The organism is Caenispirillum salinarum AK4 (assembly GCF_000315795.1).
Classification (GTDB): domain Bacteria; phylum Pseudomonadota; class Alphaproteobacteria; order Rhodospirillales; family Rhodospirillaceae; genus Caenispirillum; species Caenispirillum salinarum.
In genome coordinates this window covers 181990-204692 of record NZ_ANHY01000005.1, presented here as the reverse complement: position 1 = coordinate 204692, position 22703 = coordinate 181990, and the positions used below count along the sequence as shown (strand labels likewise).

Here is a 22703-nt window from a genome sequence, read left to right as displayed (position 1 = left end):
CCGCCGCGAAGGAAAGGTTACATGTCTCTTACGTTTGAACTCGGCATCATCGTGCTGCTGGTTCTGTTCAACGGCTTTCTGGCGATGTCGGAACTGGCCGTGGTGTCCTCCCGCCGGGCGCGGCTGGCCGCCATGGCCGAGGCCGGCTCGGGCGGGGCGCGCCGCGCCATGGCCCTGGCGGAGAACCAGGGCCGGTTCCTCTCGACGGTGCAGATCGGCATCACGCTGGTCGGCGTACTGGCCGGCGCGTTTTCGGGCGCGACCGTCGCCGGGCGCTTCGACCGCTGGCTGGAGGCCGAGGTTCCGGCACTGGCCCCCTATGCCGAGGAACTGGCGCTTGCGGTGGTGGTCGGCGCCATCACCTACCTGTCGCTGATCGTCGGCGAGCTGGTGCCCAAGCGCATCGCGCTCGCCCATCCCGAGCGCATGGCGGCGCTGGCCGCCGGACCCATGCGGCTGGTGTCGGCCGTCGCGGCGCCCTTCGTCTGGGTGCTCGACCGCTCCAGCCATCTCATTCTGCGCCTTCTGCGCATCGAAGCCACGGAGACCGCCATGAGCGAAGACGAGATCAGGGCCGCCATCGGTGAAAGCACCGCCGCCGGCGTCCTGGCGCCCGAGGAGAACGAGATGATGCGGGCCGTGATGCGCTTCGCCGACCGCAAGGTACGCACCATCATGACGCCGCGGCGCGAGATCGACTGGCTCGACCTGAACGAGGCGCACGACGTCATCGTCTCGCGCCTTCGCGCCACGAAGCATTCGCGCTATCCGGTCTGCCGGGACGCGATCGACGACCTGGTGGGCATCGTGGTGGCAAAGGACATCCTGGACATCGTCCTGTCCGGCCGCGACTTCAATCTGTCGGCGCTGGTGCGCCCGGCCGAGGTGGTGCCCGACAGCGCCGGCGCCCTGTCGGTGCTGGAGCGGCTGAAGCGCGCGCCCGTGCACCTGGCCGTTGTGGTCGATGAGTACGGCGCCGTGCAGGGCGTGGTGACGCCGTCGGACATTCTGGCGGAACTGGTCGGCGGCATGGCCGAGCACGGCGAGAACTGGGTGCCACAGGCCGTCCGCCGCGACGACGGAAGCTGGCTGATCGACGGCGACATGGACGCCGCCCGCGCCGGCGAGGTCATCGGCTTCCGCGGCCTGGGCGAGAACGCCAGCTACGCTACGCTGGCGGGCTTCATCCTGACCGAGTTCCGCACCCTGCCGCGCGCGGGCCAGGCCTTCGACCGCGGCGGCTTCCGGTTCGAGGTGGTGGACATGGACGGGCGGCGCATCGACAAGGTGCTGGTCGTGCCGCCGTCCGCGACGGAGGACCGGGCATGACGCTCGCGGAAAAGCTCCGCCGCCTGCGCCCGTCCGGGGCGGCAGGCGGCATGGTGCGCGGCCTCTGGCTCGGCGCGGGGTGCGTGCTGATCCTGGTCGGGGTGATCATCTCGCCCATTCCCGGACCCCTGGGGACGCCCCTGGTCCTGGCGGGGCTGCTGATCGTCCTGCGCACCTCGCTGTGGGCGCGGCGCCGCTATGTCCGCCTCAGCCGCCGCTGGCCGGGGCCGTTCCGCCTGACGGACCGACTGCTCCGCCGCCGCCGCCGTCGCCGTCGCCGGCGCGGCCTGCCGGTGGAGAGCGGCGCAGCGGCCTGATCCTGCCGCGGGCGCGGCGTCAGCGTCCCGCCGCGATGGGCAGCACGCGGTCCGTCTCCACAAGGCGCGTTGCCGGCAGCCTCACCGTCACCCGCGTCCCCTCGCCAAGGCGGCTGTCCAGGGCCAGGGTGCCGCCATGCATCTCGATGAACTGCTTGCAGATGGGAAGGCCGAGGCCCGTTCCTTCCTTCTTGCGCACCAGGGCGCTGCGGGCCTGTCCGAACGGCTGGAGGACGCGCTCCATGTCCTCCTCGGGGATGCCGGCGCCCTGGTCCTCGACGGTCAGCGCCAAGCCGCCGGCATCGGCGCGGGCGCTGACGGTGACGGGCGCGCCGGGATCGCTGTACTTGATGGCGTTGCTCAATAGGTTGATCAGCACCTGGCGGACCCGCAGCGGGTCGACGCGCACCAGCGGCAGGGTCTCGGGCAGCGCCACCTTCAGCCGCACGTGGGCACGCTCGGCCGGCTCCTGAACCAGCGAGACGGCGGCCTCCACGATGTCCTGCAGCCTGGATTCCGACTCGTTCAGCTCCATCTGGCCCGCCTCGATCTTGGACAGGTCGAGCAGGTTGTTGATGAGGTCCAGCAGGTGCTTGCCGGAATAATGGATGTCGTTGGCATAGCCGGCGTAGCGCTCGGGAAGCGGGCCGTCGATGCCCATGGTCAGCAATTCCGAATAGCCGATGATGGCGTTCAGCGGGGTGCGCAGCTCGTGGCTCATGCTGGCGAGGAAGTTGGACTTCACGCGGTTCGCCTCCTCGGCCGCATCCAGCGCCAGCCGCAGGCGTTCCTCGTTCTCCTTGATGTGGGTGACGTCCTCTCCCAGCACGAAGAACCGCACGATGCGGCCCCGGCTGTTGCGCAGCGGCGTGATGACCTCGTACTCCCAGAACAGGTCGCCGTCCTTGCGCCGGTTCAGAAGCTCGCCGCGCCACTGGCTGCCGTCGAGCACGGTCCGCCACAGGGTTTCATACGTGCTTGCGGCGGTGCGGCCGGATTTCAGCAGCGACGGCGTGCGGCCCACCACCTCGGCCGGCGCATAGCCCGTCATCTCGCCGAAGCGCGGGTTGACGAACTCGATGCGGCCGCGCGTGTCGGTGATGGCGATGCTGACGGGGATGCTCTCCAGAACCTTGTAGAGCGCCGCGATGTCGGCCTTGGCCTCCATCTCCTCGGTGATGTCGGTGACGATGAGCAGCCAGTGCCGGTCGGCCTCGCCGGCGGAGACCTCCAGGTGCAGGTCGTGGCCCTCGCGGTCGACGCCGTGAAGCCGCGCCCGGCTGCAGCCGCGCAGGCGGTCCAGAGGCCAGTCGCCCTGGAACAGGGCGTCCAGGCGGGGCATCTCGTCGCGCACCCAGCCGAAGATCGCCTCCGCCTCGTCGTTCATGCGCACCACCCGCCGCCCGTCCGGATCAAGGACCAGAAGACCGATGGGAAGATGGTCGAGCAGGCCGCTCTGAAAGCCTTCCAACTGGGCCAGGCGCACCACCGCGCGCTCCACGTCGTAGCTCAGCGGCCAGAGAAGCCGGCGGCCGAGCAGCGCGAGAAACGCGAGGAACGCGACCACGGCCGCCAGCGAGTAGTCGCGAACCCGGTCGTAGCGGCGCTGCGAGGCCGCCTCCAGGTCCGAGACCAGGGCCTCAAGCTCGCGGGTCAGGGGCCCCGCCACGGCGGTCTTGATGCGGTCGGCGGCCCGGGCGAAATCCAGCGTATAGGGACCGCCGGCCAGGGCGGCGGCGGCCAGGGCGTCGGCCTTGAACCGCGCGAACTCCTGCCGCAGCGGTTCGTCGAGCGCGGTGCCCGACTCCTGGGCATCCAGCGTCAGCCCGTCGGCGCGCGCCTGTTCCAGCCGGGTGAAGCCCGTCTCCATGGCCGCGATGTCCGACTCGATCCGGTCGGCGATCGCGGCCGCGTCGGCCATGCCGTCGCGCAACTCGACGACCGACAGGGCGACGCGCTGGGCCAGCATGCGCTGGCGGCCCATGGTGTTGATCAGCGAGCCGACCTGGTCGCGCTCCACCACGAAGATCAGGAACGTCGCGCATCCCACCACCGACGCGGCACCCACCAGAAGCAGGACCGCCAGAAGCCGCCGCCGCATGACGAGGCCGACGCGCTGCCACCGCCCGCGGATTTCGGGCATCAGGTCGAACAGATGCATGAACCGTCCCCCAGTCCTGTAAGCGCCCCTCCCCACGATGTATATTTATTACACCTAAAGCATCTTTCTTTGACTTTGGATAAGTCCGGCCCGGATGAAGGGCCGGCGGGGGACGGCGGGAGCCTCAGGCGACGGTCGCCGCGTCCCGCAGGGCGGCCAGCAGCCGCCGTGCCGCCGGCGGCAGCGTGGGCTCGCCGGCATGGATGACGTTCAGCCGGCGGCGCGCCCAGGAGTCCGACAGCGGCGCACCGGCGATGTCCATGGTCTCGGCGTGCCGCTCGACGCTGCTCTTGCGCAGGAAGCCGATGCCCAGCCCTTCCTCCACCAGCCGGCGCAGCGATCCGAAGCGGGTCACCAGCATGGTGGGCGCGAGCGTCACTCCCGCCTCGGCACAGGCGGCGGTGATCAACTCGTCGATGGAGCCGCCCTGGTGGATGGAGATCACGTCGTAGCGGCAGGCTTCGGCGAAGGGGACGGGCGTTCCGGCCGGCCGGTCGCGCAGCAGGGGGTGGTCGCGCGGGGTCACCACCCAGATGGGGTCCTCGCAGAATGGCAGGTGGCAGAGCCCCTGCACGGCGGCGTTGTCCGCCACCACCGCAAGGTCGACGCGGCCCTCGCGCACGGCCTCGACGGCTTCACGCGTGTACAGCTCCTGCAGGTGCAGCGTGATGTCGGGGTTCTCGGCCCGGAAGCGGGCGAGCACGCGGGGCAGGTGGCCGTTCAGGGCCGACGTCACGGCCGACAGCCAGATCTCGCCGCCCGTGCCCTCGGCGAAGGCGCGCAGGTCCTGGCCGAGGGTGCGGATGTCGGACAGGATGCGCTCGCCGTGGCGGGCCAGGGCCTCGCCCTCGGGCGTGAGCGCCACCCCGCGCGGCAGCCGGCGCAGCAGGCGGACCTTGAGCATGGCTTCCAGGTCGCTGATGCGCCGGCTGACGGCCGAGGCGGCGATGTGCTCGCGGCGGGCGGCCTCGCCGATGCTGCCGGCGCGGGCCACGGCCAGGAACAGGCGGATGGTGACGATGTCGAAGGTCTGCAAGCGTCAACTCCGATACGTCAGAGCTTCAGACGCCGGATCTCCGCCTCCATGACATCGGTCATCGCGCGGGCGGAGCGTTCGCTGTGGCCGGTCATGGCGACGGCGAAGGCGAACACGGCGGCGGTCCGGTCCACAAGGCGGGCCAGACGCGGCAGAAGCCTTGGCGCCGCGGCCGGACGAGGGGCGGCGGTGGTGGCGGGCATGATCCTTCTCCTCTGCAAGTGCGTGAGGGAAGTCTAGGACCACGCCCGTCCGGCCACCATCGCCGGTTGACGAGGGGAGGGGGCGCGGCCCGGCAAGGCTGCCGACGCCGCGCCCCTCCGGGGGCTCTACTCCCCGTCTCCCGAGGCGGCGGCCCAGCGCATCCGCCGCCACGTGTTGACGGTGCGGATCAGCGGCACCACCAGCGTCAGCACCGTCAGCAGGGTGATCGCCAGCGTCAGCGGGCGCTCCCACAGGAAGGCGATGGAGCCGTCGTAGATGGAGAGCGCGCGGCGCAGGTTGTCCTCGATCATGTCGCCCAGGATGAAGCCCAGGATCAGCGGCGCCATGGGGAAGGCCAGCAGCCGCAGGATGATCGCCGCCACGGCGAAGGCCGCCATCATGTAGATGTCGAAGGTGTTGAACGACACCAGGTACACGCCGATCAAGGAGAAGAACAGGATCAGCGGGATCAGCACCGGCCGCGGCAGCGCCAGAAGCTTGGCGATGTAGGGGATCAGCGGCAGGTTCAGGATCAGGAGGACGATGTTGCCCAGGTACATGGACACGATGACCGACCAGAACACGTCCGGCGCTTCCTGGAACAGGCGCGGCCCCGGCTGCACGCCGTAGGAGATCAGCGCGCCGAGCATCACCGCCGTGGTGCCCGAGCCTGGAATGCCCAGCGTCAGCAGCGGCACGAACGAGCCCGTGCAGGCGGCGTTGTTGGCCGTTTCCGGTGCCGCCAGACCCTTCAGGCTGCCCTTGCCGAAGCCCAGCTTGTCCTTGGCCGAGGCGACCGTGCGCTCCATGCCGTAGGCGAGGAACGAGGCGATGGTCGCGCCTGCGCCCGGCAGCACGCCGATGAAGAAGCCCAGGATCGACGACCGGCCGACGGTGGGCGCGATGCTGCGCAGCTCCTGCCGCGTAACCTTAAGCGACCCCATGCCGCCGACGGAGGCGTCGCGGGTCTTCTCGCTGGACTCGTCGCGCTTGAGCACCGCCATCAGGGCCTCCGACAGGGCGAAGGTCGCCATGGCGAGCAGCAGGAAGCTGATGCCGTCCACCAAGTCCAGGCTGCCGAAGGTGTAGCGCTGCACACCGGCCGAGGGGTCGGTGCCGACGGTGGAGATCATGAGGCCCAGAACCGTTGCCATCAGCGCTTTTATCACCTGCCCGGGCGCGGTGAAGGCGGACACCGCCGTCAGCCCCAGGATCATCAGCACCAGGTAGTCCGACGACTGGAAGCTCAGCGCCACCGAGGCCAGCGCGGGGGCCGCGACCAGCAGGAAGATGGCGCCGATGGTGCCGCCGGTGAACGACGAGTAGGCGGCGATCGCCAGCGCCTTGCCGGCCTGGCCCTTCTGCGCCAGGGGATAACCGTCGAAGGCGGTGGCGACGGTGCCGGCGATGCCGGGCGCGTTGATCAGGATGGACGACGTCGACCCGCCGAACACGGCGCCGTAGTACACCCCGGCCATCAGGATCATGCCCGACGCCGGGTCGAAGCCGTAGGTGATGGGGATCATCAGCGCGATGGCCGAGATGGGGCCGAGCCCCGGCAACATGCCGATGAAGGTGCCCGCGAAACACCCGACGAAGACCATCAGGATGTTCAGGGGCGTGATGGCCGTGGACAGGCCGAGGGAAATCCCTTCCCACATGGTTCAGGTCCTTCTAGTGCGTGTCGCTGATTGAAATCATCGACGCTGCGGTGTGTGCTCCGCACACGCCTTCGGCTCCAGGCGCCGCGCAGGCTCACGCGCCATAGGGCGCGGCGGCGCGTCGGCCTTGCCGGGCGACGCGTGTTCGATGCCGGTGTCGCCCGGGATCAACTCGTCAGGGCGCGGATCAGCGCGCCGGGGTCGAGGTACAGGCCGAGCACCTGCGTCATCAGCGCCCAGAACACCACGGCCACGGGCACCGACGCGCCCAGCACCACGGCCCAGCGCCGCTCGCCCAGAATCAGGTAGCCGGCGGCCAGGAACAGCGAGGTCGCGATAACGAAGCCCAGCGGCTTGAAGGCCGCGCCATAGGCGACCATGGCGACCACCAGGGCGGCGACGCGGCCCCAGTCGAAGCCGGCCCAGCTTTGGGGCTTCTCGCGCTCCTGGCCGGCCTTGGGCTTGCGCATGACCGTGAACAACTGCGCCAGCGACAGCACGATGCCGATCACGGCCAGCGCATAGGGGAAGGTGCGGGGGGTGAAGGGTTCGAACTCCTGCCCCGGGAACAGCTGGATGCTGCCCGCGTGCCACCCGTAGGCGACCGACAGGGCCAGGAAGCACAGTGCCGCGACGGCATCGCGCGACAGAGTCATGGGAGGTCTCCGCGTGTCGGGGGAGGGAGAGGCGGGTGGCGGCGGGCTTACCGGGCGACACTTGGAATCATCGGCTCGTCTCGTCGCCCGCTAAGTCACGCCGCCGCGTGAACCGGCCGGGATCAGCGCAGGAAGCCCATTTCCCGCATCAGTTCACCCATTTCCTCTTCCTGCTTGGCGAGGAAGTCGACGAACTCCGCCGGCGGCAGGTACAGGTTCTGCCAGCCGTTCTTGGACCGGATTTCCTCCCAGGTCCCGGTGTCCATCATGGTCTCGACCTTGGTGGCGAAGGCCTGCTTGCGCTCGTCGGAGATGCCGGGGGCGGCGAACACGCCGCGCCAGTTGGCGAAGTCGATGTCGGCGCCGGATTCCTTGAAGGTCGGCACGTCGGGCAGCACGTCGACGCGCTCCGGCGCGCTGACGGCGATGATGCGCAGCTGGCCGTCGCGGTGCGGGCCGATGGCCTCGCCCAGGCCGGTGGACAGAAGCTCCGTCTCGCCCGACAGGAAGCCGGCCAGCGCCTTGCCGCCGGCGTCATAGGGCACGTAGGCGACCTGGCGCGGGTCCTCGCCGGCGGCGCGGAAGGCCGAGGCGGGCACCAGGTGGTCGAGGTCGCCGCGCACGGAACCGCCGGCGATCTTCACGCTGCGCGGGTCCTCGCGGAAGCGCTCCAGCACGTCCTCGAAGCCCTGGATCTCGGAATCGGGCTGTACGGCCAGAATCTGATAGTCGCCGATGACGCGGGCGACCGGCGTCACGTCGCGGTAGGAATAGGGGAAGATCTGGGTCAGCGAGCGCACGATGATCGGCGTCGAGTTGACCATCAGGGTGTTTTCCTGGCGGTCGGCGGTCTCGATCAGGTAGCCGATGGCCTTGCCGCCGCCGGCGCCGGACATGTTTTCGTAGGAATCGTTCTCGATCAGGCCTTCCTGCTTCATGGTCATGCCGATGGCGCGGGCCGTCGAGTCCCAGCCGCCGCCGGCGCCGCCGGGAATCAGGAAGTGGATGGTGTCGATGTCCTGCTGCGCGCTGGCGCTGGTGCCCGGCAGGCCGGACGCGGCGATCAGGCCGGCGGCCGCGATGCCGCCCAGGACGGCGCGGCGGGTCAGGCTCTTGAAGCTCTTCATGGATGTTCCTCCACGGTACGGTCATTGGAATGGCCGTCGCGGGGGAGGCAGGGAATCATTCGGATTGTCGTAAACGTCCTCCCGGCGCTCCTCGGACCTTCTTGCTTTTCTGGGAATGGTCCGCGCGACTGGGAAAGGATCGTACGGGCGCTACCTGTCACCAACCTGTCATCCGGAGATGGGGGGCATCACGGATGGAGAAGGGTCTGGTTCCAGCGCCGGATGATCTGCCGGCGCTTGGCCTGGTCCAGGAAGGCGAGCAGACCCGATCCCACCGGAATGGGCCGGAACCGGCGGTCCAGGCGCCCGGTCGGATCATGCCCGGCGGTGGCGGCGTCCACGCTCGGGTGAAGGGTGCCCAGGCCCGCGTCGGCGATGGCCCGCTGCCCTTTCTCCGACAGCAGGAAGGCGAGGAAGGCGCGGCCCAGTTCGGGCAGGCGGGCGGCGCGCGGCACGAGGCCCAGCCGCGACAGCACCACCGTGTAGTCCCTGGGCTGCACGATGCCGATGTCGGTGCCGCCGGCCGCCATGGCGCGGGCGTACGAGCCGAGGATGTTGTAGCCCAGCGCGAAGCGTCCCTGCGCCACGCGGTCGATCATGGCGGCCGAGTTGGAGTACAGCTTCACCCCCGCCCGGCCCATGAGCGCCACCAGCCGCCAGATGTCGTCGGACTGCCGGACGTCCCACGCCAGGAACTGGAAGCCGACGCCGCTGCGCTCGACGTCGTAGGTGGCGATGCGGCCGTGGAACAGGTCCTGCCGGGCATCCAGCAGCGCCGCCAGCTCTGCCCGCGTCGCCGGCGGCGTCAGGCCCTCGGCGGCGAAGAAGGGTTTGTTGTAGATGATCGTCGCCGGCTCGAACGTCAGGCCGAACAGGGTGTCCCGCCACGATGCCCACGGCGGCAGGTAGTTGGCCGTCGGCATGTCCAGCCGGCGGGCGTAGCCGTCGTTGGCCAGCTTGAACTGAAGCCCGATGGCGGAACTGAAGACGAAGTCGGCGGTCTGCCCGCCCGCGTCGGTCTCGTCGCGCACGCGCTCGAAGATCTCCACCGACTGCAGGTCGTGGTAGGCGACGGCAACGGCGTCGTACTCCGCCTGGAAGGCCTCGATCACCGGGGCGATGAGCGGCGTGTCGGCGGTGCTGTAGATGACCAGCGTCGCGGCCGGTGCGGCCTCGCTGGCGCTGGGTGCGGGGAACAGGGTCGGCTCCCGCGCCAGGGCCACGGGGGCGGCAAGGCAGAGCGTCAGAAGGACAAGGAGTCGCAGAAGGGCTTGCATGGCGCCAGAATGCCGGCTTCGCGGTCTCTTCACAACGGCCGAGGGTGGGGATAGCCTCAGGCGATGCGCCTGCTGATCGTCGAAGACAACCCCGACCTGGCCGACACCCTGCGCCGCCTTCTGGCGGCGGACGGTCATGCCGTCGACATCGCCACCGACGGGGAAGGCGCCGACGCAACCCTTGCCGCGGAAGCGTTCGACCTGGTGGTGCTGGATCTGGGCCTGCCCGACATGGACGGGATGGAGGTGCTGAAGAACCTGCGCGCGCGCGGCAGCGAGACGGCGGTGCTGGTCCTGACCGCGCGGGGCGGGCTGGACGACCGGGTGCGGGGGCTCGACCTCGGCGCCGACGATTATCTCGCCAAGCCCTTCGAGGTGGAAGAACTGGAGGCCCGCGTCCGCGCCCTCCTGCGCCGCAAGGCCGGCACGTCGGCCGGCACGCTGCGGGTCGGGCGGCTGGAGTTCGAGGTGGCGACGCGCCGCCTGCGCCTGTGCGGGGATGTGGTGGAACTGCCGCGCCGCGAGCTGGACGTGCTGGAGGCCCTGGTGCTGCGTCACGGGCGCGTGGTGTCCAAGCGGGAACTGGCCGACAGCGTGTCGGGCTTCGACGAACCCTTGAGCGACACGGCGGTGGAACTGTATGTCAGCCGCCTGCGCCGCAAGCTGGAGCCGGCGGGCCTGCGCCTTCGGGTGCTGCGCGGCCTGGGCTACGTGCTGGAAGACGCATGACCGGGCGCCGCCATTCCCTGCGCCGCAGCCTGTTCGGCTGGGTCCTTGTGCCCCTGGTGGGCCTGAGCCTGGTCTTCGCGCTGGAGGGTTACGCCGATGCGCGGCACCAGGCCAACCGGGCCTTCGACCGCACGCTGGCGGGCTCGGCCCTGACCATGGCGGACCGCGTCGCCATCGCCGACGACGGGGGGCTGCAGGTGGACATCCCCTACGTCGCCCTGGAGATGCTCACCTCGCTGGCCGAGGAGCGGGTGTTCTATCAGGTGCGCAATCCGGTCGACGGCTTCGTCACCGGCTACCAGGACCTGCCGCCGCCGCCCGACGAGCCGGCGGTCGGGGGCGGGCCGGTGTTCTATGACGCCACCTATCGCGGTGCCCCCATCCGTGCCGTGGCCCTGGCCGGCGCGGCATCCGACGCCGCCCGGTCGGTCGGCTACACCGTCATCGTCGCCGAGACGACGCAGGCGCGGGAGAGCCTGGCCCGCGCGGCGCTGGCGCGGTTGTCGCTGCGCCTGACCATCCTGGTGGGCATCGTCAGCCTGATGGTGTGGCTCGGCATCCGTCGCGGCCTGGCGCCCCTGGCCCGGCTGGAAAAGGCGGTGGCCCGCCGCAACCCCGATGACCTTCGGCCCCTGCGGCGGAACATTCCGGCCGAGACGGAACGGCTGGTGGATGCCTTCAACGCCTTCATGGGCCGGCTTGCGGATGCGCTGGGGTCGCTGCGCCGGTTCACCGGCAACGTCGGCCACCAGTTGCGCACGCCCCTGGCGGTGGCGCGGGGGAACCTGGCCCTGGCGGCGCGCGCCACCGACCGGGCCGAGATGGCGGAACATCTGCGCAAGGCCGACGCCGCGACGCGCGAGGCCGAACGGCTGGTGGAGCAGTTCCTGTTGCTGGCCCGACTGGAGGAAAGCCGGGCCAGCGGCGAAGGCATGCAGCGCCTCGACCTGGCGGAGGTGGCGGAGGAGGCGGCCCTGGACCGCGCCGATCAGGCGCTGCGGGCGGGGCTGGACATGTCGCTGGAAAAGCCCGCCGCACCCGTCCTGGTCAAGGGCAACGCGATCCTCCTGCGCGAGGTGGTGCTGAACCTTATCGACAACGCCATCCGCCATGCCGCGCCCGGCCCTTTGCGGATCGCGCTGAAGGCGGCCGGCGACACGGTGGAACTGGCGGTCAGCGACGCGGGTCCGGGCATCCCCGCCGACAAGCGCGCCCTGGTGCTGTCGCGCTTCGGGCGGACGGGCGACGGCGGAAGCGGCGGCTACGGCCTGGGGCTCGCCATCTGCCGGGAGATCGCCGACGCCCACGGCGGCGCGCTGCGTCTCGACCCCGGCCCTGGCGGCCACGGCCTGCGGGTCAGCCTTCAACTTCCCCGCGATGCGGACCCGGCGGTGCGATAGGGCCTCGGCAGGGGGCGCGACCGTCCTCAAGGGGACCCTTGGAGGCGTTCAAGCGTTCCAGAAGAATGCGATAGTCGTCAAACCCTGGCGCCTGCGGCGGCGGGCCGGTCCCGCCGGTTGCCGTCGTCGCCGTCAATTCTGGACATGGAGCATTCGACCCGGTGGGCTCTGGCACCGAAGGCTTGATCACCGTTCTGGGTGGCGTGGCGCTCCTGCTCTGGGGCTTGCGCATGGTCAGCACCGGCGCGACGAGGGCCCTCGGCGGAGAGTTGCGGACGGTCCTCGGCAGGGCGACCGGGAACCGCGTCTCCGCCCTGCTTTCCGGCCTCGGCTTCACCCTTCTGCTGCAATCCAGCACGGCGGTCGTGCTGCTGGTGTCGGGCTTTGCCTCGCGCGGCATGATGACCGTGGCGGCCGGTCTGGCGGCGGCGCTGGGCGCGGACGTCGGGACCACGCTGGTGGCGCAGGTTCTCAGCCTCGACCTGGGGGTGCTCGGGCCGCTGCTGGCCCTGGCCGGCCTGATCGTGTTCAAGGCCCAGTCCAGCAAGGCGGGGCGCAATTCGGGGCGCATCCTGCTGGGCCTCGGGCTCATGCTGGTGGCGCTCCAGCTGATCGGGGCGGGCGCGGCGCCCATCCGGCAGTCGCCGGTCATGCAGCAGGTGATCCTGGCGCTGGGGGACGAGCCGTTGCTGGCCCTTCTGCTGGGCGCGCTGCTGACGCTTGTCAGCCATTCCAGCCTTGCCATGGTGCTGTTGCTGGTCACGCTGGCCCGCGCCGGCGACATGCCCATGGAGGTCGGCTTCCTGTTGCTGCTGGGCGTGAACCTGGGCGGCCCGCTGCCGGCCCTCATCGCCACGCTGGGTGACCCGCGCGAGGCGCGGCGCGTCCCCCTGGGCAACCTGGTCTTCCGCATGGTCGGCGTGCTGGCGGTGCTGCCGTTCCTGGGCGTGCTGGTGCCCTGGATGGCATCGCTGGAGGCCGAGCCGGGACGCCAGATCGTGCACGCCCACACGCTGTTCAACCTTTGCCTGGCGGTGGTCTTCCTGCCGCTGACCGGCGCCGCCGCCCGGCTGGCCGAGCGCCTGGCCCCGCCGGCTGTGGTGGAGGACCCCCTGGCGCACGGCCAGCCCCTGTACCTGCGCGACGACCGGGGGCGGAGCGCCTCGCAGGCGTTGAACAGCGCAACCCGGGAGGCCCTGCGCATGGGCGACATCGTCTTCGCCATGCTCGACGGCAGCATCGAGGCGCTGAGAAGCGGCGACACAGCCCGGATCAAGGCGATCCAGCGCATGGACGACGATGTCGATTCCCTGAACGAGGCCATCAAGTTCTATCTGACCGAAATCAGCCGCCAACCGCTGACCGGCGCGCAGAGCCAGCGCTGCATGGCCGTGTTCAGCTTCGTGACGAACCTGGAGCACATCGGCGACATCATCGACAACAACCTGATGGACCTGGCCAGCCGCAAGGCGAAGCGGCATCTGGCCTTCTCGGAGGCGGGCGAGCGCGAGATCGCGCTGCTGCACGGCCACCTGACCGAAAACCTGCAACTGGCGCTGAACATTTTCGCGTCGAACGACCAGGACCTGGCCGAGCAGTTGCTCGACGACAAGCGGGCCTTCCGCGACGAGGAAGTGCGGGCGACGCACGCCCATCTCGAGCGCCTGCAGATGGGCTATGCGGAGACCATCGAGACCAGCGCGATCCACCTCGACCTGCTGCGGGACCTGCGCCGCATCAACTCTCACATCACCGCGACCGCCTATCCGGTGCTGGCGCCGCAGGGGATGGGGGCGGCGGCGGCGCACGGCCGGGGGCGGCGAACGGATGACGTGCCGGGCACCTACGGCCTGACCGGCGGATCGGCGCGACCGCTGCGCTGAGGAGCAGCCGCGGCGGTGCGCCTTGTGGCTGATTGCCTTCGACTGTTTATTCACATAATACTGTGTTGAGAATGAATTTCACTTCCCTTTTCATCTTTAGGTGGAGATTTTTTCTTTTCCGCACTTGCCTGTGGGCGCATCCGCTGGTAGCGTTGGGACCTTCTTTGAAAGATTCAAAAGAGGAGCGCACCGATGCGGGGCGACCCCACGATTATTGCCGAACTGAACGGCCTTTTGGCCTACGAGATGCTTGCCGCGGACCAGTATTTCGTTCACGCCCACGTCTATGAGGACATGGGCTTCTTCCGCCTGTACGAGCGCATCAAGCACGAGCAGGAAGAAGAACTGGAGCACGCGCAGAAGCTGATCCGCCGCATCCTGTTCCTCGGCGGCACGCCGGACCTGGGCACCCGTCAGACGCCGACGCTGGCGGCCGACGTGCCGGCCATGTTCAAGGCCGACCTGGACATGGAGATGAAGGTCGTCTCGGAACTGCGCCGCGTCATGGCCCTGGCGGAAGAAAAGCGGGACTACGTCACCCGCGACACGCTGCTGAGCCTGCTCGACGATACCGAGGAAGACCACGTCTACTGGCTGGAGCAGCAGCTTCGCCTGATCGACGCCATGGGCATCCAGAACTACCTGCAAAGCCAGATGGACGGGAGTGTTTCGGAATGAAGGGCGACAAGGGCATCAACAAGGAGCTGAACGCCGTCCTCAAGGTGCAGCTCACCAACATCAACCAGTACTTCCTGCATGCCCGCATGCACCGGAACTGGGGCTACCACGAACTGGACGAGCGCACCTACAAGGCCTCCATCAAGGCCATGAAGCACGCCGACAAGGCGATCCAGCGCATCCTGTTCCTGGAGGGCCTGCCCAACCTGCAGGACCTGGGCAAGCTGTATATCGGCGAGGACGTGCCGGAAGTCCTGAAGAACGACCTGAAGGCCGAGTACGGCTATCGCGAGGTGCTGGTCGAGGCCATCGCCAAGTGCGAGAAGGAGCAGGACTTCGTCAGCCGCGCCATGCTGGTGGATTTCCTGGACGATGCCGAAGAATTCATCGACTACCTGGAAACCAACATCGGCCTGATCGACAAGGTGGGCATCCAGAACTACCTGCAGTCGGCCATGGGCGAGATCGACGACTGATCCCGCCATTTGGGCAGATGACCGTCGAAGCGGGCCGCGGGAGCATGTCTCCCGCGGCCCGTTTTCTCATTCCCCCCGGAAGCTGGGCGTGCGCTTTTCCAGGATGGCCGCCACGGCCTCGTCGTGGTCGGCGGTGTGGTGGGCGGTGCCCTGGAAGGCCGCCGACATCTCCAGCAGCGTGTCCAGGCGCGTGTGCTGGCCCTCGCGCATCAGGCGCTTGGTCATGCGCAGGGCGTGCGGCGGGTTGGCGGCGATGCGCTCGGCCAGGTCCCGCGCGGCCGGCAGAAGCTGCTGCGCCGGCACCACGCGCGACACCAGGCCCCACGCAAGTGCCGTCTGCGCATCCACCGGATCGCCGGTGAAGGCCATCTCGGCGGCGCGCGAGGCCCCGACGGCGCGCGGCAGCAGCCATGCCCCGCCGTCACCCGGGATGATGCCCACCTTCACGAAGTTCTCGGCGAACACCGCTTCCTCGGCGGCGATGCGGATGTCGCACATCAGCGTCAGGTCGCACCCGGCGCCGTAGGCCGCGCCGTTGACGGCGGCGATGGTGGGCACGTCCAGGTCGTACAGCGCGCGGGGAATGCGCTGGATGCCCCGGCGGTAGTTCTCGCGGATGCGGGCCGCCGAGCCCCCGAAAGTGCCCTGCTTGTCGCGCATGTGCTTGACGTTGCCGCCCGAACTGAAGGCCTTGCCGGCACCCGTGATGATGACGCAGCGCACGCTCTCGTCCACGTGGATGCGGTCGCAGGCGGCGACGAAGGCATCCACCAGCGCCACGTCGGTGATGGCGTTGCGCGTTTCCGGCTGGTTCAGCGTCAGGGTGACGACGGCGCCGTCCTGGGCATAGAGGACGGGGTCGGTCTCGGGCGTTTCGGGCGTGCTCACGCAAGGTCTCCTCGGTTGACGAAAGGCGGTCACCAGCATAGGCCGCCGCGCCTGCGCGGGCCAAGCGGTCACGGTTCCTCGGTGCGATGCACCTCGGCGATCAGGGCGTTCAGTTCCTCGGCCAGCACGTCGGGGTGGTCCTCGGGCGTGAAGTGCTTGCCGCCGGGGATGTGACGCAGGGGTGCGCCCAGGTCGCGCGCCAGGCGCTCGCCGTAGGCCAGCTTCTGGAACTGGTCGTCGTCGCCCCACACCACCCGGGCCGGCACCTTCAGCGTCGGCAGGCGGTCGGCGACGGCCTTGGTGTCTTCGACATTCAGGGCCTTCATCTGACGCACAAAGGCCGCCGCGCCGTCCTGCGCCTGATAGTGCGGCCAGTGCGCCTGCAGCGCCGCCCGGGCGGCCTCGTCATCGTCGTGGCCGCGCTTGTAGAACATGGCCAGCATGGGCTTGAGCATGCCGTCGGGCACATGCTCCAGCGCCCCGCCCATGGCGCGCATGCTCTTGACCGAGGGAATGGGCCAACTGTCGTAGCAGATGGCGTTGGTCAGCAGCAGCCCGGCGCAGGCCTCGGGGCGGCGCACGGCGGCGATCTGCGCCACGCCGCCGCCCAGGTCGTGGCCGCAGAGGATCGCCCGCCCGAGCGCCAGTTCATCCATCCAGTCCAGCAGATAGCCGGCCTGAGCGGCGACGGAGATGTCGCGGTCGCGCCCGGCGTCCATGGACCCGCCGTAGCCCACCATCTCCCAGGCCAGGCAGCGGCCTCCGGTGACGCGCGGCATGACCTCGCGCCACAGGGCCGGGCTGGTGGGAATGCCGTGGATCATCACCACCGGCAGGCCGTCGCCGGCGCCGTCCTCCAGCCAGCGCATGGGAATGCCGTCGACGGCGATGGTCTTGGTCTGCATGGCATCGGCCTCCAGGTGACTCCCCCGCCTTCAACGAAGGGCCGCCGCTCGGCGTTCTTGATGACGTCGGCGGGTCGTCCGTTCCGCCAGCCAGTCCAGCCAGGGAGGCGCACCATGCAGGAGATGCCGGACCTCACGCCGGAAGGCCGCCGCGCGGTGGCCGAGGCCGCCAACCGCCACGGCGTCAGCCAGGATGCGGCGGCCGCCGCGTTGCGGGCGCTGGCGGCCGGGCAGGGCACGCTGGCCCAGTTCAACCACCCCGAACTGGGCGGCATGGTGCAGTGGGCCCAGGGCGGCATGGTGATGATCGGGGACATGTTCAACAACGCGCTCAAGGCCCGCGTCGACGCCCTGTGCCAGGACCTGTCGGCGCGCCTGCGCACCGCGACGCTGGTGGAGCCGCCCGCCTGGAGCGTCGCCACCGGCGGGGGCGGCGGCGGAGGCTGGTGGCCGCAGGACCTGGGCCAGCCGTCCTCCGCCGGCTCGCAGAACGACCTGCGCTACGCCCTGTTCCCGGCACGACAGCGCCTTGCGGTGGAGCGCAACGGGCGGGTGACGGTCTACGACACGGGCGATCACGTCATCACCGGCTTCGGCCAGCAGCAGCAGGGCGGCGGCGGCTCGGCCACCTTCACCAGCCAGCACGGCACGGTGCGGCTGGAGGCCCTGCCGGTGGTTTCCGGCGGCGGCGGTGGTGGCGAAGCCGGCGCGCCGGCCGCCGGCGCCGCGCCCGAGCCGAAGCGGGAGGCCGAGGCCGCCCCGGCGTCCGGCGACGACGACATCTTCGGCAAGATCGAGCGCCTGGCGGACCTCAAGGCCAAGGGCATCCTCAGCGAACAGGAGTTCCAGGCCAAGAAGGCGGACCTGCTCAAGCGCCTGTAGCGGGTGTTCCGGCGGCAGGTACGACGGGCAGCCTTCAGCAGTATAAACTTCAAGTATGTTTTAATTTGCGCCTCTCCATTGTAAGGGGTGGTCGGATACCGTTTCCGTCCACCGGGTGGGGCCGCCAATGACCTTCGAAGACGCCTGCCGCGCCTTCCTCGCCTACTGCCGCGCCGTCAAGGGCCTTTCGGACCACACGCTGCGCGCCTATCAGCAGGATCTGGCGGAGGCCCGCGCCTTCTGCGGGCCGGATGCGGCGGCGGCGTGGTGGACGCGCACGACCATCCGCGAGTACGTCGCTCACCTGGGATCGGCGCGGGGCCTGCGGGCGGCGACGGTCAAGCGCCGGCTGGCCTGCCTGAAGGCGCTGTTCCGCTGGCTGGAGACGGACGAGGTGGTCGATGTCTCTCCCTTCCACCGGGCGCCGGTGACCGTGCGCCTGCCGCGCCGGCTGCCGCGCGACCTGTCGCGGGCGGAGGTGCGCCAGTTGCTCGACAGCCCGCGCTGTCGCCTGCTGGGGCGAGCGGACTTCGGGCGGATGACCGTGCGGCTGGCCATCCTGCTCATGCTGTCCACGGGCGTGCGGGTGGGGGAACTGGCGGCGGTGCGGCTGCCCGACATCCGCCTGGCCGATGGGGTCATCCGCATTCACGGCAAGGGCAGCCGCGAACGCCGCGTGTTCGTCACCGACGCCGGCGTGCGCAAGCTTCTGGAGCGCTACATGGCCTTCCGCGACCGGCGCGGCGTGGTGACCGACGTGCTTCTGGTGGACGACCGCGGGCACGGCCTGAGCCCCCAGGGCATCCGGCAGCGGCTGCGGGCGGCGGCCCTGGCGGCGGGGATCGGGCGACGGGTGACACCCCACATGCTGCGCCACACCGCGGCGACGCAACTGCTGGAAGCCGGCGTCGACATCCGGTTCGTGCAGAAGCTGCTCGGCCACCAGAGCATCGCCACCACCCAGATCTACACCCAGGTCAGCGACGTCAGCCTGCAGCGGGTGGTGGCCGAGGCCGGGCACCTGCGCCGGCTTACGGCAAGGGGCGGGGCGCGGACGCCCGCCGGGGAGACGCCGGCGGCGGAGTAGGGATTACCCCGCCGCACGGCCCGTCCCTTCCGGCTTTCCGGCGAAGGCGAACGGGCTGAAGCCGCGGGTGTGCTCGTCCAGCAGCAGGCGGTGGCGCAGCGGCGGATGGGCGCGCTGGCTGCAGTCGGCGCGTTCGCACAGGCGGCAGTTGACGCCGATGGGCATGGCCACCTGCGCCGCCCCGGCCCCCAGGTCCAGGCCATCGGCGTAAACCAGTTCGCGGGCGTCCTCCAGCGCGCAGCCCAGCGCCACGCTGAACTGCTGGCGCGAGGCATGAAAGCCGCCCGCCGCCTGCTGCACCGTGCGCGCCAGCGAGAAGAACCGGCTGCCGTCGGGCATCTCGGAAATCTGGGTCTTGATGACGCCCGGCACGCGGAAGGCGTCGTAGACGATGTAGCGCGGGCAGGCGCCGCCGAAGCGGGCGAAGGGGAAGGCGGCGGCGGAAAAGCGCTTGGACACGTTGCCCGCCTTGTCCACCCGGATCAGGAAGAACGGCACCCCCTTGTCGCCCGGCCGTTGCAGCGTGGTCAGGCGGTGGCAGACCTGTTCGAAGCTGGCCTCGAAGCGGTGCTGCAACAGTTCGATGTCATAGCGCAGGCGGCGGGCGGCGGTCAGGAAGGGCGCATAGGGCATCAGCACGGCGGCGGCGAAATAGTTCGCCAGGCCCAGCCGCGCCGCCCACCGCGCCTCGGGCTGGCCCGGTCCGCCGCCGTCGAGCAGGCGGTCGAGCAGGTCGCCGTATTGCAGGTAGGCGATCTGGCAGGCCACCTGGAACCGCCGCTTGGCGGGCGAGAGCAGCTCCGACAGCAGCAGTTGCCGGCCGTGGTGGTCGTAGCGGCGGATGGCCGCGCCCATGGTGTCGGCCGGCAGCACGCGCACCCGCACCCCCAGCGCCGCCTCCAGGTGCAGGCTCAGGCCCCGCCCCATTTCGCCGCGCTTGAGGTCGGCTTCCTCCCACAGGTGGTCGGCGGCGGCCTCCAGGTCAGGAAAGTGATTGCCGGCGGTGCTGAAGAAGTCGCGCACCGTCTCCAGCGGCTGCGGAGCGGCGTGGGTGCCGTCGATCTTCTCCTCGTCGGCGACGCGCTCGGCGACGGCCTGGAAGTCCTCCGACGTGCGCCGCCACGCGCCGTAAAGGGTCAGCACCGCGCGGGCCAGTTCGGGCGACTGTCCGGCCAGGTCGCGGATGTCGCGCTTGCGCAGGTCGCCGTCGTCGAACAGCGGGTCGGCGAAGACCTCCGTCAGGGCGTCGGCGAGCTGGCTTTCCTCGTCGCGGGCGAAGTCCTGCAGGTCGACGTCGAACGCCTTGCCCAGCCGCAAGAGGACGGGAACGGTGACCGGGCGCTGGTTGTGCTCGATCAGGTTCAGGTAGCTGGCGGAAATGCCCATGCGCTCGGCCATCTGGGCCTGGGTCAGGCCGTGGTCCTGGCGCAGGCGGCGGACCTTGGGGCCCAGCATCGTCTTCTTGTCCATGACCGGCCGTCTCCCGCGGTTGTGCGCTGCCACGATTTTACAGGCTTTACAAATTTACTGGGGCGGCTTGTCGAGGTCTTTACACGCCAACCCCTTTACTTTCCAAGTCGTGTTGCGCTGCGGCGTTATCAAGTCAAAATCATGACGGACATCGCAACGCACAATTTACAGATGGAAAGGAGGACCGCCCATGGCTCCGCTCGACACCGCCCGCTCCGGCCCCGGCGACGGTCGCGAGGCTGACCGCGACATCCACGCCAAGCGCTTCGAGAACGTCACCCGCGCCTATTCGCAAGAGGAGGTGGAGCGCCTGCGCGGCAGCGTCCGCATCCGCCACACCCTGGCCGAGATGGGCGCCCGCCGCCTGTGGGAACTGCTGCACGACCGCGACTACGTGCCGGCGCTGGGTGCCCTGTCGGGCAATCAGGCGGTGCAGATGGTCAAGGGCGGGCTGGAAGCCATCTACCTGTCCGGCTGGCAGGTGGCCGCCGACGCCAACCTGGCCGGTCAGACCTACCCCGACCAGAGCCTCTACCCCGCCAACTCCGCCCCCGCCCTGGTCAGGCGCATCAACAATGCGCTCCTGCGCGCCGACCAGATCGAGCACATGGAGGGCCACTCGGGCCGCACGCACTGGATGGCGCCCATCGTGGCGGACGCGGAGGCCGGCTTCGGCGGTCCGCTCAACGCCTTCGAGATCATGAAGTCCTTCATCGAGGCGGGCGCGGCCGGCGTGCACTTCGAAGACCAACTGGCATCGGAAAAGAAGTGCGGCCACCTGGGCGGCAAGGTGCTGGTGCCCATCGGGCAGTTCCTGCGCACCCTGAACGCCGCGCGGCTGGCCGCCGACGTCTGCGACGTGTCCACCATCCTGGTCGCCCGCACGGACGCCGAGAGCGCCCGGCTGATCACCAGCGACATCGACGAGCGCGACCATCCGTTCATCGACTTCGACGCCGGCCGCACGCCGGAAGGCTTCCACCGCATCAAGGACGGCATGGGCGTCGACTACTGCATCGCCCGGCAGATGGAATTCGCGCCCTATGCCGACCTGCTGTGGTGGGAAACCAGCAAACCCAACCTGGACGAGGCCAGGCGCTTCGCGGAGGCCATCAGGGAGGTCTATCCCGACCAGATGCTGGCCTACAACTGCTCGCCGTCCTTCAACTGGGCGAAGAACCTGAGCGAAAGCGACATCGCCCGCTTCCAGCGCGAGCTGGGGGCCATGGGCTACAAGTTCCAGTTCGTCACGCTGGCGGGCTTCCACTGCCTGAACCACGCCAGCTTCGAACTCGCCCGCGGCTACCGGGCCGAGGGCATGGCGGCCTATTCCCGCCTCCAGCAGGCCGAGTTCGCCTCCGAGCAGTTCGGCTACACCAGCACCCGCCACCAGCGCGAGGTGGGCACCGGCTACTTCGACGCCGTGTCCAACGCGGTCGGCGGCGGCCAAAGCTCCACGGCCGCCATGGCCGAGAGCACCGAAACCGCGCAGTTCTGAAGCGCGCATCCAAGACCTGACCACGAAAACAAGGGAGAATTCGTCATGGGACAGTCGACGCGCTACTGGGTCATCGGCGGTGAGTACACCGACACCGCCTTCACCCGCATCAAGGACGGCACCCAGACCATCGCCGGCCCCTACGCCGACTACCAGCAGGCGCTGAAGGACTGGCGCGACCTGAGCGAGGAGAACCGCGGCGACGCCTGCCTGCGCTATTCGATCGCCACCGAAGGCGCCATGATGGCCGCCGCCGCCAGTGCGCCGGTGCCGGGGTCGTCCATGCGCTCATAAGCCGCCTGTTCTCTTGCGGTCCGCATCGGTCGGCGCCCGTCCCAAAGGAGACTTCGGGGCGGGCGCCGGCGTGTCCGCCTGCGCCGAAGGTGTCATGGACGGGCGGGGCGCGGCGGGCGTAGCGTGAAGGGCCTGATCCCGCCGGAGCCTGCGCCATGCGCCGTCGCCTTGCCGTGTCCCTGATCGTCTTGATGACGGCCGCCGCGCCCGTCCTGGCGGACGATTTCGGTGCCGAAGATACCGTCAGCCGTCAGGCGGTGGCGGGGCTTGAGGCCTATGCCGCCTACAAGATGGGCGACTACGACACAGCCCGCGCCCTGTGGGAGGACCTGGCGGCCAAGGGCAATACCACGGCCATGGTCAATCTCGCCAACCTGTTCGAGCAGGGCCAGGGCGCCCCCGCCGACCGCGCCGCCGCGCTGGAGTGGACGCGCAAGGCGGCGGAGGCGGGGGATCCCCGGGCCATGGTGTCGCTGGGCGTGGCGCACGAAGGCGGGGCGTCCGGCCTGCCGCGCGACCTGGAGGCGGCGGAGCGCTGGTTCCGCAAGGCCGCCGGGGCGGGCGACGCCGACGCGCACTTCAACCTGGGCGTCCTGCTGCTCACCAACCGGGGGCAGGGGCTCGACACCACCCCGCCCGACCAGCGCCGCGCCGCAGCCTGCCACCTGCGCGCCGCCGCCGACCAGGGCCATGTCGAGGCCCGCGCCATGCTGAAGATTGCCGAGAAGGGCGGGGACTGAGGGGC

22 protein-coding genes are annotated in these 22703 nt (G+C 69.9%); 12 read left to right on the top strand and 10 right to left on the bottom strand.

The window, feature by feature from the left end; all coding sequences use genetic code 11:
- The first annotated feature begins 21 nt into the window (after positions 1-21).
- Both C882_RS06155 and C882_RS06150 read left to right on the top strand, forming a co-directional pair.
- On the top strand, positions 22-1329 hold the full coding sequence (locus C882_RS06155; protein ID WP_009539707.1) for a hemolysin family protein: 1308 nt from the start codon (positions 22-24) through the stop codon (positions 1327-1329).
- Complete coding sequence (locus tag C882_RS06150; protein WP_009539706.1) at positions 1326-1646, top strand: PGPGW domain-containing protein; 321 nt, start codon at positions 1326-1328, stop codon at positions 1644-1646. Before C882_RS06155 ends, C882_RS06150 begins: the two co-directional genes overlap by 4 nt.
- 19 nt (positions 1647-1665) lie before the next feature.
- On the opposite strand, the gene C882_RS22990 is transcribed toward C882_RS06150, so the two are convergent.
- The 7 genes from C882_RS22990 to C882_RS06115 form a co-directional block, all read right to left on the bottom strand.
- Positions 1666-3807, bottom strand: coding sequence for a sensor histidine kinase (locus C882_RS22990; protein WP_009539705.1), 2142 nt, complete (start codon positions 3805-3807; stop codon positions 1666-1668).
- A gap of 124 nt (positions 3808-3931) precedes the next feature.
- A complete protein-coding gene (locus C882_RS06140) occupies positions 3932-4843 on the bottom strand; it encodes a LysR family transcriptional regulator (RefSeq protein ID WP_009539704.1) in 912 nt (303 codons plus the stop codon).
- A 17-nt stretch (positions 4844-4860) separates the two neighbouring features.
- Positions 4861-5046, bottom strand: a complete 186-nt coding sequence (locus C882_RS06135; RefSeq protein WP_009539703.1) for a hypothetical protein — start codon at positions 5044-5046, stop codon at positions 4861-4863.
- 126 nt (positions 5047-5172) lie between these two features.
- Positions 5173-6708 (bottom strand): tripartite tricarboxylate transporter permease, encoded by a 1536-nt coding sequence (locus tag C882_RS06130; protein ID WP_009539702.1) that lies wholly within the window; start codon positions 6706-6708, stop codon positions 5173-5175.
- 167 nt (positions 6709-6875) lie between these two features.
- On the bottom strand, positions 6876-7364 hold the full coding sequence (locus C882_RS06125) for a tripartite tricarboxylate transporter TctB family protein (RefSeq protein WP_009539701.1): 489 nt from the start codon (positions 7362-7364) through the stop codon (positions 6876-6878).
- Between the two features lie 122 nt (positions 7365-7486).
- Positions 7487-8491: a tripartite tricarboxylate transporter substrate binding protein gene (locus tag C882_RS06120; RefSeq protein ID WP_009539700.1), complete on the bottom strand. Its 1005-nt coding sequence runs from the start codon at positions 8489-8491 to the stop codon at positions 7487-7489.
- Positions 8492-8679: 188 nt separating this feature from the next.
- Positions 8680-9768, bottom strand: a complete 1089-nt coding sequence (locus C882_RS06115) for an ABC transporter substrate-binding protein (protein ID WP_009539699.1) — start codon at positions 9766-9768, stop codon at positions 8680-8682.
- A gap of 63 nt (positions 9769-9831) precedes the next feature.
- Between C882_RS06115 and C882_RS06110 the strand changes: the two genes are divergently transcribed.
- The 5 genes from C882_RS06110 (at position 9832) to bfr (C882_RS06090) (ending at position 14934) form a co-directional block, all read left to right on the top strand.
- Positions 9832-10497, top strand: a complete 666-nt coding sequence (locus C882_RS06110; protein WP_009539698.1) for a response regulator transcription factor — start codon at positions 9832-9834, stop codon at positions 10495-10497.
- Positions 10494-11897, top strand: a complete 1404-nt coding sequence (locus C882_RS06105; protein ID WP_009539697.1) for a sensor histidine kinase — start codon at positions 10494-10496, stop codon at positions 11895-11897. The genes C882_RS06110 and C882_RS06105 overlap by 4 nt, the downstream gene beginning before the upstream one ends.
- A 182-nt stretch (positions 11898-12079) precedes the next feature.
- The gene (locus C882_RS06100) at positions 12080-13780 is read left to right on the top strand and encodes a Na/Pi cotransporter family protein (protein WP_236262506.1); all 1701 of its coding nucleotides are present in this window, start codon (positions 12080-12082) and stop codon (positions 13778-13780) included.
- A gap of 192 nt (positions 13781-13972) precedes the next feature.
- Positions 13973-14458, top strand: coding sequence for a bacterioferritin (bfr, locus tag C882_RS06095; protein ID WP_043643866.1), 486 nt, complete (start codon positions 13973-13975; stop codon positions 14456-14458).
- On the top strand, positions 14455-14934 hold the full coding sequence (gene bfr, locus C882_RS06090; RefSeq protein ID WP_009539695.1) for a bacterioferritin: 480 nt from the start codon (positions 14455-14457) through the stop codon (positions 14932-14934). Before bfr (C882_RS06095) ends, bfr (C882_RS06090) begins: the two co-directional genes overlap by 4 nt.
- Before the next feature lie 66 nt (positions 14935-15000).
- On the opposite strand, the gene C882_RS06085 is transcribed toward bfr (C882_RS06090), so the two are convergent.
- Positions 15001-15822 carry a crotonase/enoyl-CoA hydratase family protein gene (locus tag C882_RS06085; protein ID WP_009539694.1) on the bottom strand — a complete coding sequence of 274 codons (822 nt, stop codon included), beginning with the start codon at positions 15820-15822 and terminating at the stop codon, positions 15001-15003.
- A gap of 68 nt (positions 15823-15890) precedes the next feature.
- Entirely contained in the window at positions 15891-16727 is an 837-nt protein-coding gene (locus tag C882_RS06080) for an alpha/beta fold hydrolase (protein WP_009539693.1), read from the bottom strand.
- A 114-nt stretch (positions 16728-16841) separates the two neighbouring features.
- On the opposite strand from C882_RS06080, the gene C882_RS06075 reads away from it, so the two are divergent.
- On the top strand, positions 16842-17609 hold the full coding sequence (locus C882_RS06075) for an SHOCT domain-containing protein (protein WP_009539692.1): 768 nt from the start codon (positions 16842-16844) through the stop codon (positions 17607-17609).
- Positions 17610-17736: 127 nt separating this feature from the next.
- Positions 17737-18696: a tyrosine-type recombinase/integrase gene (locus C882_RS06070; protein ID WP_009539691.1), complete on the top strand. Its 960-nt coding sequence runs from the start codon at positions 17737-17739 to the stop codon at positions 18694-18696.
- Between the two features lie 3 nt (positions 18697-18699).
- Here C882_RS06070 and C882_RS06065 read toward each other — a convergent pair whose 3' ends face one another.
- Positions 18700-20166, bottom strand: coding sequence for a helix-turn-helix domain-containing protein (locus C882_RS06065; RefSeq protein WP_009539690.1), 1467 nt, complete (start codon positions 20164-20166; stop codon positions 18700-18702).
- Between the two features lie 190 nt (positions 20167-20356).
- On the opposite strand from C882_RS06065, the gene aceA reads away from it, so the two are divergent.
- The 3 genes from aceA to C882_RS06050 all read left to right on the top strand — a co-directional run bounded on the left by aceA (position 20357) and on the right by C882_RS06050 (position 22698).
- Positions 20357-21664: an isocitrate lyase gene (gene aceA, locus C882_RS06060; RefSeq protein ID WP_009539689.1), complete on the top strand. Its 1308-nt coding sequence runs from the start codon at positions 20357-20359 to the stop codon at positions 21662-21664.
- A 45-nt stretch (positions 21665-21709) separates the two neighbouring features.
- Positions 21710-21958 (top strand): DUF4170 domain-containing protein, encoded by a 249-nt coding sequence (locus C882_RS06055; protein ID WP_009539688.1) that lies wholly within the window; start codon positions 21710-21712, stop codon positions 21956-21958.
- Positions 21959-22113: 155 nt separating this feature from the next.
- The gene (locus C882_RS06050; RefSeq protein WP_009539687.1) at positions 22114-22698 is read left to right on the top strand and encodes a tetratricopeptide repeat protein; all 585 of its coding nucleotides are present in this window, start codon (positions 22114-22116) and stop codon (positions 22696-22698) included.
- The last annotated feature ends 5 nt before the right edge of the window (positions 22699-22703 follow it).

Bases quoted from the DNA above. Each gene is read 5' to 3' on its own strand.
- C882_RS06155 (WP_009539707.1), top strand. From the start codon at position 22: ATGTCTCTTACGTTTGAACTCGGCATCATCGTGCTGCTGGTTCTGTTC.
- C882_RS06150 (WP_009539706.1), top strand. From the start codon at position 1,326: ATGACGCTCGCGGAAAAGCTCCGCCGCCTGCGCCCGTCCGGGGCGGCA.
- C882_RS22990 (WP_009539705.1), bottom strand. From the start codon at position 3,807: ATGCATCTGTTCGACCTGATGCCCGAAATCCGCGGGCGGTGGCAGCGC.
- C882_RS06135 (WP_009539703.1), bottom strand. From the start codon at position 5,046: ATGCCCGCCACCACCGCCGCCCCTCGTCCGGCCGCGGCGCCAAGGCTT.
- C882_RS06130 (WP_009539702.1), bottom strand. From the start codon at position 6,708: ATGTGGGAAGGGATTTCCCTCGGCCTGTCCACGGCCATCACGCCCCTG.
- C882_RS06125 (WP_009539701.1), bottom strand. From the start codon at position 7,364: ATGACTCTGTCGCGCGATGCCGTCGCGGCACTGTGCTTCCTGGCCCTG.
- C882_RS06120 (WP_009539700.1), bottom strand. From the start codon at position 8,491: ATGAAGAGCTTCAAGAGCCTGACCCGCCGCGCCGTCCTGGGCGGCATC.
- C882_RS06115 (WP_009539699.1), bottom strand. From the start codon at position 9,768: ATGCAAGCCCTTCTGCGACTCCTTGTCCTTCTGACGCTCTGCCTTGCC.
- C882_RS06110 (WP_009539698.1), top strand. From the start codon at position 9,832: ATGCGCCTGCTGATCGTCGAAGACAACCCCGACCTGGCCGACACCCTG.
- C882_RS06105 (WP_009539697.1), top strand. From the start codon at position 10,494: ATGACCGGGCGCCGCCATTCCCTGCGCCGCAGCCTGTTCGGCTGGGTC.
- bfr (WP_043643866.1), top strand. From the start codon at position 13,973: ATGCGGGGCGACCCCACGATTATTGCCGAACTGAACGGCCTTTTGGCC.
- bfr (WP_009539695.1), top strand. From the start codon at position 14,455: ATGAAGGGCGACAAGGGCATCAACAAGGAGCTGAACGCCGTCCTCAAG.
- C882_RS06080 (WP_009539693.1), bottom strand. From the start codon at position 16,727: ATGCAGACCAAGACCATCGCCGTCGACGGCATTCCCATGCGCTGGCTG.
- C882_RS06075 (WP_009539692.1), top strand. From the start codon at position 16,842: ATGCAGGAGATGCCGGACCTCACGCCGGAAGGCCGCCGCGCGGTGGCC.
- C882_RS06070 (WP_009539691.1), top strand. From the start codon at position 17,737: ATGACCTTCGAAGACGCCTGCCGCGCCTTCCTCGCCTACTGCCGCGCC.
- C882_RS06065 (WP_009539690.1), bottom strand. From the start codon at position 20,166: ATGGACAAGAAGACGATGCTGGGCCCCAAGGTCCGCCGCCTGCGCCAG.
- aceA (WP_009539689.1), top strand. From the start codon at position 20,357: ATGGCTCCGCTCGACACCGCCCGCTCCGGCCCCGGCGACGGTCGCGAG.
- C882_RS06055 (WP_009539688.1), top strand. From the start codon at position 21,710: ATGGGACAGTCGACGCGCTACTGGGTCATCGGCGGTGAGTACACCGAC.
- C882_RS06050 (WP_009539687.1), top strand. From the start codon at position 22,114: ATGCGCCGTCGCCTTGCCGTGTCCCTGATCGTCTTGATGACGGCCGCC.